The following is a 13881-nucleotide window of genomic DNA, read 5'->3' as shown; positions in this document are numbered from 1 at the left end:
AGAAAGGAGGCTGCTTATGCGGCCTTGGCGCCGAACTCGCGCTCGATCTCGGCATAGGCCCAGTCGAGCCACGGCAGCAGCGCTTCCAGATCGGTCTTTTCGACCGTCGCGCCGCACCAGATGCGCAGGCCCGGCGGGGCGTCGCGGTAGGAGCCGACGTCGTAACCCGCCTTCTCGGTCTCGAGCAGGTCGCCCATCTTCTTGGCCGCCGCAGCCTGCTTGTCGGCCGGCAGCGCGGTGAACCACGGCGCCTTGATCACGAGGCAAACCGATGTGTTGGAGCGAATCGCTTTGTCGGCCGCCAGAAAGGAAGCCCACGGGCGGGACTCAACGAACTTCTCCAGTACGCCGAGATTGGCTTCGGAACGGGCCATCAGACCCTTCAGTCCGCCGACACCCTCGCCCCACTTCAGGCCGTCGATTGCGTCCTCGATGCAGAGCAGCGAGGGCGTGTTGATCGTGTCGCCCTTGAAAATGGCCTCGGAGAACTTGCCGCCCGAGGTCAGGCGGAAGATCTTCGGCATCGGCCAGGCCGGCGTATAGCTCTCGAGCCGCTGGATGGCACGCGGCGACAGGACGAGCATGCCGTGCGCGCCTTCGCCGCCCATGACCTTCTGCCAGGACCAGGTGACGACATCGAGTTTGGCCCACGGCAGGTCCATGGCGAACACGGCCGAGGTGGCGTCGCAGATCGCGAGGCCTTCGCGGTCGTCGGCGATCCAGTCGCCGTTGGGGACCTTCACGCCGGAGGTCGTGCCATTCCAGGTGAAGACGACGTCATGCGTCCAGTCGACCGCCTTCAGGTCGGCGATCTGGCCATAAGGTGCCTTGAGGGTACGGGTGTCCTTGAGCTTGAGCTGCTTCACCACATCGGTGACCCAGCCCTCGCCGAAGCTTTCCCAGGTCAGCATGTCGACCGGGCGGGCGCCCAGAAGCGACCACAGCGCCATCTCGACCGCACCGGTGTCGGACGCGGGAACGATGGCGATGCGATGGTCGGCAGGAATGTCGAGGATCGCGCGCGTGCGATCGACTGCTTCGACAATCTTCTTCTTGCCGAGCTTCGAACGATGGGACCGCCCGACGGCGGCATCTTTAAGAACTTCCGGTGTCCAACCCGGACGCTTGGCGCAGGGGCCCGAGGAAAAGTCGGGACGCGCAGGACGCAGAGACGGCTTCGTCATTGTCATTCTCCCTTACAGAAGAAATGCACTCCGGTGGGGGAGCGTGGCCCGCCGCCGATATACGGGCCGACGAGTGCGCCGTCAATGTGGAGAGATTGTCGCGTGTCGCCTCAGCGGCGCTGCAACTCGTAATAGGTTCCGGCGATCGGATCCTTGAAGGCCTCGGTCGCACGGAAGTCGTCGTGCAGCATGCGGTAGATCGCATCGGTGCGGCCGGCGGCGGCAACGGTGCCGAGATAGGCCGCCAGCACATCGGGCGGCCATGACCACAGATCGGAGACGACGACGCGATAGCCGCGATCGAGCGCCAAATCGATGTCACGCTTGAGCGCCGCGGCATGCTCGGCCGCCGTCCAGCCGGGATGGCGAATCGCACCGGCATTGACGGCGATCCACTTGAACTTCGGATCGGCCGACGGTGCCGGCGGGATCGCGACCTTGTTGTCCCAATCCCACGTGCGACTCCACAGTGCGTACTTCCAAGTCGTGATCGGCTCGTAGCCGAAGTAGAGGAAGACGGTGGCGTCCGGCGGGAACCGCTTCTCGAGCGCGGTTGTCGCCGCGAGCCAACGCGGGTCGTCGCCCCGCCACCTGGCGAGCGCCGATACGTTGTAGGCGAACGGCACAAGCGACAGAAACGCGAGTACGACGGCAATGACGCGCCACGACAGCAGCGCCGCCGCAAGCAGAAACGCCCACGCCACCGTGAGCCACGGCATGACATTGAGCTGCATCTGCGGATCCTGCGGCTGGGAATAGAAATTCAGGACCTGCCCCGCTCCCAACGTGCCGAGGAAGATGATGGCGACGGCGCGCAGGCGAGGTTCGTGCCGCCGCGGCCAGAGGACGATCACGCTCGCGACGAAGATCGCGGCCTGCAACAGGACGGAAAGCGACAACGGCAGCATGGCCTCGCGCGCCGAGCGAGGATCGACAAACCCGCCGACCAGCAGCAGATAGTTGCCGACCCCGGACAGCATCATCCAGGCCTTGTCCCAGGTGACGCCGGCCCAACCGGTCGCCACGCCCTTGCCGGTCCAAAGGATGTCGTGCAGGCCGATGGCGCCGTTGTGCCCTTCCCACGAGAGCTGGACGATACCCGACGTCGCGAGGATCGACGCGACCAGCACGAGCACGTGGCCAAGGCGTCGTGCGATCGGGCCCGGCGCCACCAGCAGCGCCAGCGCGAGCGCCGGCAGGGTCGGGAACATCAGGCGCCATTCGATCAGCCAACCCAGGGTGAACAGCACGCCGACCACGGCGATGCGCCGCCATGTCGGCTGGTCGAACCACAGCCCCGCCAGCGCCATCGAGGCGAGGACGAAGACATAGCCCGGCATGATGTCCTCGCTGATGACCGACAGCAGAAGGACGAAGCCGCATCCGAAATGGAACACCGATGCCAATGCAGCGACAGCAGGCCTGCCCGTCAGACGATGGACGAAGCCGTAGACGATCGCCGTGCCGATACTCGCCCAGAAGGCGTTGAGATAGGCGAACTGCTTCCACGGCACGCCGCGCAGGATGCCAAGTGCATCGAGCAGGCGCGCCATGATGCCGTAGAGCGGGAAGAACAGATAGTTGGACGGGTCGAGCCGGGCGGTCGATGGGCTGGCGATCCACGGCTCGGCCTGGATGCTCTTGTACATCCCGTTCGAGCTGATGATGTGGACATTTTCCAGCCAGCCGATCAGCACGCACAAGGTCGACAGGGATAGCGCGAAGGCAAGCAGGAGCTGCCAGGCTGGCGTCGTCCTCGTCACCAGTGCTTGCGACCGACCAGGGTCACGGCGCATCCCTCCTCAGGCCGCTTTGCGGGCCGTGACGGCATATTGCGCGCCCATCGGCAGCCATGTCAGCAGGCGATCAATGCCACGCAGAAAGGCCAGGCCGGGCGGCATGAACATCAGGTAGTCGGTATCGAGGTCGTACCGCGCCGCGCCGAGCAAACCGTGCCGGACCTCGCTCGCGTCGAGTAGAATGGCATTGCGGTCGATCGGCGTACGGGCCGTGACATACCGCACCAATGGATTTCGTGGATTGTGCTCGAAAACGTAGATGCGGCCCTCCGGCCTGAGCACGCGGCCAAGCTCGGCATAGACCGCCGGCCGGTGCTCGACCGGCACGTGATGCAGCACGGCACTGATCATTACGATGTCGAAGCTTGCGTCGACAAAGGGCGTTCGGGCGCCCTGTTGCGGCGCCAGCTGCGGCGGTGCGCCCAGTTCGCGCGGCCAGCGGCGCTCGACCTGACGCAGCATGCCGGTCGAGATGTCACATCCGGTGAACGATCCCTTTGCGCCAAGCCCGATCAGGACGCGCATCAGGCTTCCGACACCGCAGCCATAGTCGAGGACGGAAAGCCCGCCGGTGCGCAGGGCAGGCTCACGGCGCAGCAGCCAGCGAGCCTTCACCGCGATGAACTGGTCGGGCGAACTGCCCATCAGGCGCTTGATGGGATTGTCGAGGCCACCCTCGTACTCGGTCGCGTAGTCGTCGAACTCCGCAGGCTCGCCTGACCAGGATTGTGGATCGGACGCGCTCACTGAGGCCCCCCGCCCCCACCGCCGACAATGTCGCGGATCATGAACAGCGGCCGTCCCTTGCTCTGGTCGTAAAGGCGGCCGAGATAGGCACCGATGATGCCCAGCATCAGGAACTGCATGCCGCCCAGCAGGCCGACCGCTGCCATCAGCGACGTCCAGCCCGGCAGCGTGTGGCCGCCCCACCAGCCCACGATCGAGTAGACGAAGAAGCCGAAGCCCAGCGCCGCCATGATCCAGCCGATGGTCATCGAGGCCATCAATGGCACGACGGAAAAAGAGGTGATCGCGTCGGCGGCAAACCGGACCATCTTGGCGATCGGATACTTGCTCTCGCCCGCCACGCGCGCGTGGCGGTCGTAGACCAACGGCACCTGCCGACCGCCGATCCAGGCCACCATGCCGCGAATGAAACGGTGGCGCTCCGGCATGGCGAGCAGTAGGTCGAGCACGCGTCGCGTCACGAGGCGGAAGTCGCCGGCGTCGGCTGGAATCTGTACGTCGGTCAGACGGGCGATCAGACGATAGAAGGCGGCGGCGGTGGCGCGCTTGAACAGGCTCTCGCCCTCGCGCTGGCGCCGCTGCCCGTAGACCACGTCGGCTCCCTGATCCATGAGCACCATCATGTCGGGCAGCAGTTCGGGCGGATCCTGCAGGTCGGCGTCGATGATCAGGATGCGCTCGCCGCGGCAAACCGACAGACCAGCCGTGAGGGCGAGCTGATGACCGTGGTTGCGCATCAGGCGCACGGCGACGATCCGCGGATCGCGGCCGGCGGCCGCCGCGAGTACAGGCCAGGTGCGATCGCGCGATCCGTCGTCGACGAGCACGATTTCGCTGGAACCGCTGATCCCGTCCAGGACAGCGCCGACCCGGCGCAGGAACTCGGGCAGCGCATCCTGCTCATTGTAGCAGGGCGCCACGACGGAAACGGCGGGACGTGGGGCGGGACTCATTCGGGGAGCAATAACCCATGCGCGGCAGGAAAACGAGCCGCGCCTGGTGCTTCCCAGCGCCGCCTCCCCATCGGCGGCACAATGGGCTATCAAGCCGTACCATGAGTTCCAACGACAATGACCATCGCGGCCTGCTCCCGGCGGGACTGGCCGACCTGCTGCCCCCCGACGCCGCGCGAGAAGCGCGTGCCATCGACGTCGCCATCGAGCGTTTCGCCGCCTTCGGCTACGAGCGTGTGAAGCCGCCACTGGTCGAATTCGAGGAGTCGCTGCTGGGCGGGCCGGGCGCCGCGCTGGCGTCCCAGACCTTCCGCCTCATGGATCCGGTCTCGCAGCGCATGATGGGCGTGCGGCCCGACATGACGGTGCAGGTCGCCCGCATCGCCGTGACCCGGCTAAAGCATGAGCCGCGACCGCTGCGCCTGTCCTACGGCGGCAACGTGATCCGCGTGCGTGGCAGCGCGCTCAAGCCCGAACGTCAGTTCGCCCAGGTCGGCACCGAGCTGATCGGGGTCGACAGCGCGGAAGCCGACGCCGAAGCCGTCCTGCTGGCGGTCGAGACGCTGCGCGCCATCGGTGTTTCCGATTTGACGGTCGATCTCAACCTCCCGACCCTGGTCGCCGCCGTGGCCAATGGCTTGAAGCAACCCGGCGAGGCGTTGAATCGCCTGCGGCGGGCGCTCGATCGCAAGGATGAGGGCGGCATCGCCAAGGCCGCCGACGACAAGAAGGTGGCGGATCTCTTCGCCGGCCTGCTGCGTGCCGCAGGGCCTGCCGACAAGGGAATCGCACAGCTTGCCGACCTGAATCTGCCGGCGGCGGCGGCCGCGGAAGCGGCCCGACTAGCCGAGGTGGTAAAGCTCATCGTCGCGGCCGAGCCCGACCTTCCGCTGACGATCGATCCGGTGGAGTACCGTGGCCTCGAATACCAGACGGGCGTCTCCTTCTCGGTATTTGCCCTCAAGGGCCGCGAGGAGCTGGCGCGGGGCGGACGCTACTCGGCGGGCTATCCCGAGGACGGGGTCAGCGAGCCGGCGACCGGTTTCACGGTCTACATGGACGCAGTGCTGGCTGCCTCCCAGCCGCCGCCGGAGCGGCCGCGGCTCTATGTCGGCATAGCAGCCCGGTGGGACGATGCGTCGTTCTGGCAGGCGAAGGGCTATGCCGTCGTGCGCGCTGTCGTCGCAGCACCGGACCCACGGGCCGAGGCGAAGCGGCTGCGCTGCAGCCACGCCCTGATCGACGGCGAGGCCGTTCCCCTCTGAGGATGCATTTCGCCTCGCTACCGGCGGGGGGAAGTGCTATCCGACATCACGCCTCTCCGGAACCGGCCCCGGGGAGGCGTTTTCGTGTGTGAAGGGAACCGGCCGAAGGAAGATGCAATGGCCAACGTGGCAGTGATCGGCGCCCAGTGGGGCGACGAAGGCAAAGGCAAGATCGTCGACTGGCTGAGCGAACGCGCCGAGGTGGTGGTGCGCTTCCAGGGTGGTCACAATGCCGGCCATACGCTGGTCATCGGCAACCAGACCTACAAGCTGGCGCTGCTGCCCTCGGGCGTTGTGCGCGAGGGCAAGCTCTCGATCATCGGCAACGGCGTGGTGATCGACCCCTGGCATTTCCTCGAGGAAGTGAAGAAGGTCACCGAGCAGGGCCTGTCGGTGACGCCGGCCAGCCTGAAGATCGCCAACCATGCCGTGCTGATCCTGCCGCTGCATCGCGACCTCGACGGATGGCGCGAGGATGCGCCCGGCGTGATCCGGGTCGGCACGACACGCCGCGGCATCGGGCCCGCCTACGAGGACAAGGTTGGCCGCCGCGCGATTCGCGTCGGCGATCTTGCCGAACCGGACATGCTGCCGCTGAAGGTCAACACGCTGCTCGCGCACCACAATGCGCTGCGCACGGGCCTGGGTCAGCCGACCATCGACCCGGCCAAGCTGACGGCCGAGCTGCTGGAACTCGCACCGAAGTTGCTTCCCTTCGCGGAAGACGTTTGGGAGCGGCTAGACGGACTGCGCGCCGCCGGCAAGCGCATCCTGTTCGAGGGCGCGCAGGCCACCATGCTCGACATCGACCATGGGACCTATCCTTATGTCACCTCGTCCAACACGGTGGCGGCGCAGGCGATGATCGGCAGCGGCATGGGCAATGGCGCGGTCGGCTACGTTCTGGGCATCGCCAAGGCCTATACGACGCGCGTCGGCGACGGCCCCTTCCCGACCGAGCTGACCGACGAGATCGGCCAGGGCCTGGGCGACCGCGGCAAGGAATTCGGCACCAATACGGGCCGCCGTCGGCGCTGCGGCTGGTTTGACGCGGTGATGGTGCGCCAGGCGGTGAAGCTGAACGGCATCGACGGCATCGCCCTCACCAAGCTCGACGTCCTGGACGGCGAGAAGGTCATCAAGGTCTGCGTCGGCTACGAGCTCGACGGCAAGCGCATCGAGCGCTTTCCCTTCACCATGGGCGCGCAGGCCAAGCTGAAGCCGATCTGGGAAGAGTTCGAGGGCTGGAGCGAAAGCACCCAGGGTGCACGCTCCTTCGCCGAGCTACCGGCAACCTGCATCAAGTACGTGCGACGCGTGGAGGAACTGGTCGGCTGCCCGGTGGCACTGCTCAGCACCAGCCCGCAGCGCGAGGATACGATCCTGATGACCGATCCATTCCGCGACTGATCGTGGAATACCTCAACGAACTCCTCGCCCGCGCGAATCTCGGGCCATGGGACAGCTGGAGCATGCAGTATCGCGTGCTCTCTGTAGTGGTCGGGCTGCTCGTCGGCTACTGGGTGCTGCAGTTGCTGCTGCCCGTGGTCTTTAGGGTCCTGCGGCCCTTCATCTTCCTGGCCGTCATCCTCGCCGCCGTCTGGGCCCTCTTCCCGACCGAGGTCTGCTCGCTCGAGATGCTGTCGAAGATCCCGAAGCTCTGCGCCCGCTGACGCAACGGCGCCAGCAGGCGAGGCTTCGGGTCGTCCCTATTTCAGGCTGACGTTCGTCAGATCGACGAACCACGACTGCGCCGGGACGAAGCCCTGCACGTTCTTGCTGAAGGCGCGCGGATTGAGGTCGTGCACGATGTAGAGCCAGGGCGGATTGTCGACCAGCCGCTCGTGCGCCACCTTGAAGTTCTGCAGGATCGTCGCCTCGTCCGTCGCCTCGGCCAGGGTCTTGAGCGCCGTTTCGAACTTCTCGTCGTTCCACTGCTCGAAGTTGGATCCCATCGGCGAGAAATTCGCTGCGGCGAAGTAGCGGTACATCATACCGACATCGCTGGACGGTGAGCTCACGTTGAGGGCCATCGCCCCATTGAGCGACGGTGCGTCGGGCGTGGCGCGGCTGGCGTTCAGCAGCACCTGCCATTCGACGGCGTCGACCTGGACGTCGACGCCACAGGCCTGCTTCAGGTTCTCCTGCAATGCCTCGTTCATCGGCAGCGGCAGCATCTGGCCGGAGCCCGAGGTCGAGATCATGACCTTGAACGACAGCGGCTTCTGCGGCGTGAAGCCGGCTTCGGCCAGCAGCTTCTTTCCTTTCGCCGGATCGAACGTGTAGCGGTTCTCGGGATTCCCGAACGCAGCATCCGTGGGCTTCAGCCAGCCAACGGAGGGCTCGGCGGTACCGTTCAGCATCGAGACGATGGCACTGCGATCGATGCAGTAGTTAAGCGCCTGGCGCACGCGAACGTCGGCCAGCGGGCTGTTCTTGGCGGCCATGTTGTAGAACCACGGCCAGACGTGCGGATAGGAGTTCGTCGAGATCACATAGCCCGCCTGCTTGAGCGACGGGATGCCATCCGGCGGCGGCACCTCGATCCAATCGACACGACCGGAGCGCAACGCCGCCAGTCGTGTGTTTGCCTCGGGGATCGGCAACAGGAGGACCGAGTCGACCTTGGCCTTCTTCCCGGCATCCCAATAGTCGTCGTTCCGGCCAAGCGAGACCGACTGGCGCGGAACGACCTTCGTGATCTTGAACGGTCCGGTGCCGGCGCCCCCGGCAGCGCCGACCTTGTTCCAGTCCTTGCCGGCCTTCTCCCATTGCGTGGGAGAGGCGGTGAGGATGTAGGGCACCATCCACGGGAAATAAGAGGCGACCACGGTCGTGGTCAGCGCCACCGTATTGTCGTCGATCTTCTTGTAGCCGGCGAGGATCGGCACGCGGGAGCGCATGATGCCGGCGGAATTCGCCTCGAACTGCGCACTGTCCTTGTTGAAGATGCGCTCGAGATTCCAGATCACCGCGTCGGCGTTGAAGTCGGTGCCATCATGGAACTTCACGCCCTTGCGGAGATTGAAGATCCAGGTCTTCTTGTCATCCGGCGCCTGCTTCCAACTTTCGGCAAGGCCCGGTCGCAGGGTTGCGAGCTGGTCCGACTTCGACAGGTCGAACAGGATGAGGCCCTCGAAGATCGGGAACCCGAGGAAGCGCATGCCCTCGAAGCCGTTGTTCGGCATGCCCGTGGTGGTCGGGATGTCCGATGCCGTCATGGCGATGCGGAGCGTCTTCTCCTGGGCCTGCGCGGCCGACAGCGGCAGCAGGGACGCGGCGGCCAATGCCACAGCGAGACGGAATCGGCGAAGGCTCATGCATATGCTCCTGAAATCAGCTCCCCGGAAGGCATATGCAATCAGTGGGCCATCAGTTCTCCGAAGCGCCTGAGATAATCGCGCGCATGCACCTTGTAGTCGGCGCCGGGATTCTGCAGGTGAATGTCTGACACCATTGCCCACATGGCCTCGCGCAGGGCGCTGGCCGCCTTCATGGCCCGGAAGGAGCGCCACAGGTCGGCCGGGACCTTGCCGTCGAAATAGGCATCCAGCAGAGCCGCATCCTCGGCCTCTCCAAAAGCCCCGTTCGCCGAGAGGTTGGCCAAGTCGAACATGGCGGTGCCGAAGCCGCCATACTCCCAGTCGATCAGCCAGAGACGTTGTCCATCATCGATCACGTTGCCCGGCAGCAGGTCGTGGTGGCCGAACACGATCGGCATGGGTATCTGCGCCGCTTCCAGCGTCCGGTTCGCCTGCAGATACCGCGGCACGTCGGCAGCGAACGGGCTGTCCGCCGCCCTGATCGTCCGGGCATAGTCGCGGATCACATGGAAGACCGAGAAGAAGTTCGGAGGGCCCGAGAGATGCTCACCGACTTTGTGGTGGCATGCCCTGAGGAGCGGCGCGAGGCGCTGGATGTTCGCGCGAAGATCCGCCTCCGTGAAAGTCCGCCCCTCGACGAAGCGCATCACCAGCAGGCCGGGTTCGTGGTGGACCACCTCGGGCGAGAGACCGGCGGCGTGAGCCGCGATCGAGGCGGCTCGTTCGCGGTCGCGAAACACGTGATGCACGGGGATGTCGTCGCCGCAGCGCACGACAAATTTTTCGCCGGCGTCCTCCACGACGTAGGACAGGTTGGTCAGGCCGCCCAGCAGCGGCGCCATCGCCACGGGGCCATGCCAGCATGCCAGGCTGGCGATTCTCCGCTCGAGATCAGTCACGGGCTTTTCGCATCGCGCATGGTCTTCCAACCGTCATGCACTCGATCATTTCACGAGCCACGACGGCACGCTACCCTCGCGCCCTATCACGGAGGAAATGAATGCCCGACGCACGCGTCCCCAACACCATCACCGGCCGTGACGCCTTCCTGCGCGTCCTGAAGGATGAGGGCGTCACCAAGATGTTCGGTAACCCAGGCACGACCGAGCTGCCGATCATGCACGCGCTCTCATCCGCGCCGGAGATGGGCTACGTGCTGGCCCTCCAGGAGGCCGTCGTGATCGCCATGGCCGACGGCTATGCGCGCGCCTCCGGCAAACTGGTCTCCTGCAACGTCCACGTCGCACCCGGCCTCGGCAATGCCATCGGCTCGATCTACACCTCGATGATGTCGGGCACGCCGATGATCGTGACCGCCGGCCAGCAGGAGCAGGGCCACGGCCTCACCGAGCCCCTGCTCTACGCGCCGCTGGTGCCGATCGCCCAGCCGGTCGTCAAATGGGCCACCGAAGTGAGCCGCGTCGAAGACCTGCCGCGCATCCTGCGCCGTGCCGCCAAGGTCGCGATGACCGCGCCGACCGGGCCGGTCTTCATCTCCCTGCCAGGGGACATCCTGAACAACGAGGCCGCCCTCGACATGGGCGACGTCACACGCGTCGACACGGCCGTGCGCCCGAGCGATGCGGCGCTGGAACAGCTCGCCAGGCGCCTGCTCGCGGCCAGGAAGCCGGTTATCCTGGCCGGCCATGAGATCGCGACTTCCGACGCCTTCGCCGAAGCGGCCGCGCTCGCCGAGACGCTGGGTGCGCCGGTGCTGCAGCAGACCGTGGCCTGGGGCGCGCACTTCCCCTCCGAACATCCCGCCTATCTCGGCGCGCTGAACCGCGACCAGAAATACGTGCGCCGCGTCCTCTCCGACTACGACCTGATGCTCTGCGTCGGGTCCGACGTGCTGAAGATGTCGGTATGGAGCGAGACCGAGCCGCTGCCCGAGACCACCAAGGTGGCGATGATCGGCCTGCGCGACTGGGAGATGGGCAAGAACTTCCCGGCCGAGATCGCGCTGCGCGCCGACGTGAAGGAGACGCTGAAGGCGCTTGTGCCCCTCCTGGAGAAACTGGGGGGCGCCGAACTCGCCCGGAAGGCCAAGGCCTCGCTGGCCGAGATCGAGACCCGGAACTGGAGCGCCCAGCGCGCCCAGAAGGCGGCCAAGGTCGCAACGCCCACCACCAAGCCGCTGCCGGCGGAATGGGTGATGCTGCGCCTCAGCGACAAGCTGCCCAAGGACGCCATCATCGTCGAGGAAGGCCTCACCAGTACCTCGACCTTGCCGAGCTATTTTCCCTTCCGCGACCGGAACAGCTTCTTCGGCAATGTGAGTGGCGGCATCGGCTGGGGCATCGCCGCAGCGGTCGGTGTACAGATCGCCGAACCGAAGCGCCGCGTCGTCGCCGTGATCGGCGACGGCAGCGCCATGTACTCGATTTCGGCGCTATGGAGCGCTGCCAACCAGAAGCTGCCGGTGATTTTCCTGATCACCAACAATGAGGGCTACCAGATCCTCAAGAACCGGCTGAAGCTGTTCCACGGCAATGACACGCCGATCGGCATGGACTTCAACGATCCGCCGATGAACATCGCGAAGATCGCCGAGGGCTTCGGCTTGCCGGCCGAGCGGGTCGACACGGCGGAAGGCTTTGATGCCGCCCTCGACCGGGCGCTGGCCCGGACGGACGGTCCGACGCTGATCGAGGCGATGGTGAAGAAGGGCTGACGAAGAGGTGCATCATGTGCGAGGTCAGGCACGCTTTCGTCGAGACGCGCGGTTTCCCGACCCATGTGGCCGAGGCCGGCAACGGCGCACCCTTGTTCCTGCTGCACGGGTGGCCCGAATTCTGGGCGACCTGGGAACCGATGTTCGAACGCCTGTCCGATCGCTTTCGTCTGATCGCGCCCGACTTCCGCGGCTTTGGTGAAAGCGGCAACCCGACGCCGGGGCCTTCCGACCAGGCCGGCCCCGACGTACTGGCCGACGATATCGTGGCCCTGCTCGATCGCCTCGGCGTCGCGAAAGCGGGTTTCGTCGGCCACGATGTCGGCGCGTTCGTGATGCAGCGGCTGGCGATCCGCCACCCCGACCGCGTGGCCGGGCTGTTCTTCTTCAACTGCGGCACTCATGGCGTCGGCGCACGCTGGCGCGATCCCGCACAGATCAACGAGATCTGGTACCAGACCTTCCACCAGATGCCGTTCGCGCCCGCGATCGTCGGCGCCTCACGCGATTCGTGCCGCGCCTATTTTCGTCACTTCCTGACCCATTGGTGCCATCGCAAGGACGCGTTCGACCCGGTGCTGGAGCGCTGGGTCGACAATTTCATGCGCCCCGGCAATCTCCAGGGCGGCTTCAACTGGTACATCTCGCAGAATGCCGGCCGCCTCGCCGTGATGGCAGGCACTTCACCCAAGCCGCCTGTGATCACCCAGCCCGCGCGCGTCCTGTGGGGACGCCACGACCCGGTACTGAAGTCGGCCTGGATCGACGTCGTCGGAAACTACTTCCAGGACGTGGAAGCCGGCATCGCCGAGGATGCCGGCCACTTCGTCCACTATGAACAGCCCGATCTGGCTGCAATCGCGATTGCGCAGTTTTTCGAGCGGATCGGCTACCACGCGCAATAGCGAAGGTTCGTCTCGATGAAGGCCATACAGACCACCGATCTCAGCTCCATCGACAATTATGCCCCGGTCAACCTGCCTGTGCCCGAGCCAGGCGAGGGCGAAGTTCGCATCAAGGTCGCTGCCTGTGGCGTCGGGTTCGTCGACTCTCTGGTTGCGCTCGGCCGCTATCAGGTCAAGCCACCCTTGCCTCACGTGCCCGGTGCCGAGATCGGTGGCCTGGTCGATGCGCTGGGCCCGGGAGTCACGGGGTTCGAAATGGGAGAGCGCGTCCTGGCGCAGGTGCGCGGCGGCTTTGCAGAGTACGCAATCGCCTCCGAACGGGCCGTCAGCCGCATTCCCGACCGGATGAGCATGAACCAGGCCGCAGGATTTCGCGTCAACTACGGCACGGCCCTGCACGGGCTTCGCAATCGCGCTTCACTCGCGGCCGGGGAGACCTTGGTCGTGATCGGCGCTGCCGGTGGCGTCGGATTGGCTGCGGTCCAGATCGGCCGGTTGCTCGGCGCGCATGTCATCGGTGTCGCCTCGACCGACCGGAAGCGCGCCGTCGTTGCAGAGGCCGGTGCAGGAGTCACGCTCGACCGAACCGTTGAAGGATGGCGGGACCGGCTGAGAGCGATATCGCCGAAGGGGATCGACGTCGTCTTCGATCCGGTCAGCGGCCCCTTACTGCAGCCTGCATTCCGGTCGCTCGGATGGGGCGGACGCTACCTCGTCGTAGGCTTTGCCGGCGGCGACATACCGGCCTTGCCCGTGAACTTGCCACTCCTCAAGGGAGCAGCCCTCATCGGCGTGGACTATCGCCAGTTCGGAGCGGTATTCGAGGCCGAAGCCGCCGCCAGCGAACTCAAGGACCTGCTGGCCTGGGTCGAGAAGGGCGAGCTGAACGTGCCGGTCGGCAGAACCTTCCCATTCGGCGAATATCGCGAGGCCCTCGAGTACGCGCTCTCCGGTGACGGAACGGGCAAGACCATCCTGATGGTCGATCCGACCCTGACCTGAATTGGACGGCAATTGAAATGGGCCTTTCA

12 protein-coding genes are annotated in these 13881 nt (G+C 65.8%); 6 read left to right on the top strand and 6 right to left on the bottom strand.

Going from position 1 to position 13881, the window contains the following annotated elements; genetic code table 11:
* Nucleotides 1-14: 14 nt before the first annotated feature.
* The 4 genes from Q0Q48_RS06015 to Q0Q48_RS06000 all read right to left on the bottom strand — a co-directional run bounded on the left by Q0Q48_RS06015 (nt 15) and on the right by Q0Q48_RS06000 (nt 4683).
* On the bottom strand, nt 15-1190 hold the full coding sequence (locus Q0Q48_RS06015) for a phosphoserine transaminase (RefSeq protein WP_295135500.1): 1176 nt from the start codon (nt 1188-1190) through the stop codon (nt 15-17).
* Between the two features lie 104 nt (nt 1191-1294).
* The gene (locus Q0Q48_RS06010; RefSeq protein ID WP_295135497.1) at nt 1295-2947 is read right to left on the bottom strand and encodes a hypothetical protein; all 1653 of its coding nucleotides are present in this window, start codon (nt 2945-2947) and stop codon (nt 1295-1297) included.
* 39 nt (nt 2948-2986) lie between these two features.
* Nucleotides 2987-3730 carry a class I SAM-dependent methyltransferase gene (locus Q0Q48_RS06005; RefSeq protein WP_295135495.1) on the bottom strand — a complete coding sequence of 248 codons (744 nt, stop codon included), beginning with the start codon at nt 3728-3730 and terminating at the stop codon, nt 2987-2989.
* Nucleotides 3727-4683, bottom strand: a complete 957-nt coding sequence (locus tag Q0Q48_RS06000; RefSeq protein ID WP_295135493.1) for a glycosyltransferase family 2 protein — start codon at nt 4681-4683, stop codon at nt 3727-3729. The genes Q0Q48_RS06005 and Q0Q48_RS06000 overlap by 4 nt, the downstream gene beginning before the upstream one ends.
* A gap of 101 nt (nt 4684-4784) precedes the next feature.
* Here Q0Q48_RS06000 and Q0Q48_RS05995 point away from each other — a divergent pair, with 101 nt between their 5' ends.
* The 3 genes from Q0Q48_RS05995 to Q0Q48_RS05985 all read left to right on the top strand — a co-directional run bounded on the left by Q0Q48_RS05995 (nt 4785) and on the right by Q0Q48_RS05985 (nt 7621).
* Entirely contained in the window at nt 4785-5948 is a 1164-nt protein-coding gene (locus tag Q0Q48_RS05995) for an ATP phosphoribosyltransferase regulatory subunit (protein ID WP_295135491.1), read from the top strand.
* A 117-nt stretch (nt 5949-6065) separates the two neighbouring features.
* A complete protein-coding gene (locus Q0Q48_RS05990; protein WP_295135489.1) occupies nt 6066-7358 on the top strand; it encodes an adenylosuccinate synthase in 1293 nt (430 codons plus the stop codon).
* Between the two features lie 2 nt (nt 7359-7360).
* Nucleotides 7361-7621, top strand: coding sequence for a hypothetical protein (locus tag Q0Q48_RS05985; protein ID WP_295135488.1), 261 nt, complete (start codon nt 7361-7363; stop codon nt 7619-7621).
* Between the two features lie 36 nt (nt 7622-7657).
* On the opposite strand, the gene Q0Q48_RS05980 is transcribed toward Q0Q48_RS05985, so the two are convergent.
* Together Q0Q48_RS05980 and Q0Q48_RS05975 are read right to left on the bottom strand one after the other, a co-directional pair.
* The gene (locus Q0Q48_RS05980) at nt 7658-9268 is read right to left on the bottom strand and encodes an ABC transporter substrate-binding protein (RefSeq protein ID WP_295135487.1); all 1611 of its coding nucleotides are present in this window, start codon (nt 9266-9268) and stop codon (nt 7658-7660) included.
* Between the two features lie 41 nt (nt 9269-9309).
* Nucleotides 9310-10170 (bottom strand): phosphotransferase, encoded by an 861-nt coding sequence (locus Q0Q48_RS05975; RefSeq protein WP_295135486.1) that lies wholly within the window; start codon nt 10168-10170, stop codon nt 9310-9312.
* Between the two features lie 101 nt (nt 10171-10271).
* Here Q0Q48_RS05975 and Q0Q48_RS05970 point away from each other — a divergent pair, with 101 nt between their 5' ends.
* The 3 genes from Q0Q48_RS05970 to Q0Q48_RS05960 are packed head-to-tail and all read left to right on the top strand — an operon-like array spanning nt 10272 to nt 13852.
* Nucleotides 10272-11945, top strand: a complete 1674-nt coding sequence (locus Q0Q48_RS05970) for a thiamine pyrophosphate-dependent enzyme (RefSeq protein ID WP_295135485.1) — start codon at nt 10272-10274, stop codon at nt 11943-11945.
* Nucleotides 11946-11959: 14 nt separating this feature from the next.
* Nucleotides 11960-12850 carry an alpha/beta hydrolase gene (locus Q0Q48_RS05965; protein WP_295135484.1) on the top strand — a complete coding sequence of 297 codons (891 nt, stop codon included), beginning with the start codon at nt 11960-11962 and terminating at the stop codon, nt 12848-12850.
* Between the two features lie 15 nt (nt 12851-12865).
* Complete coding sequence (locus tag Q0Q48_RS05960) at nt 12866-13852, top strand: NADPH:quinone oxidoreductase family protein (RefSeq protein ID WP_295135483.1); 987 nt, start codon at nt 12866-12868, stop codon at nt 13850-13852.
* Nucleotides 13853-13881 lie beyond the last annotated feature (29 nt).

Source organism: uncultured Reyranella sp., from assembly GCF_945957355.1.
Taxonomy (GTDB): domain Bacteria; phylum Pseudomonadota; class Alphaproteobacteria; order Reyranellales; family Reyranellaceae; genus Reyranella.
This window is presented reverse-complemented; position numbering and strand designations above follow the sequence as displayed.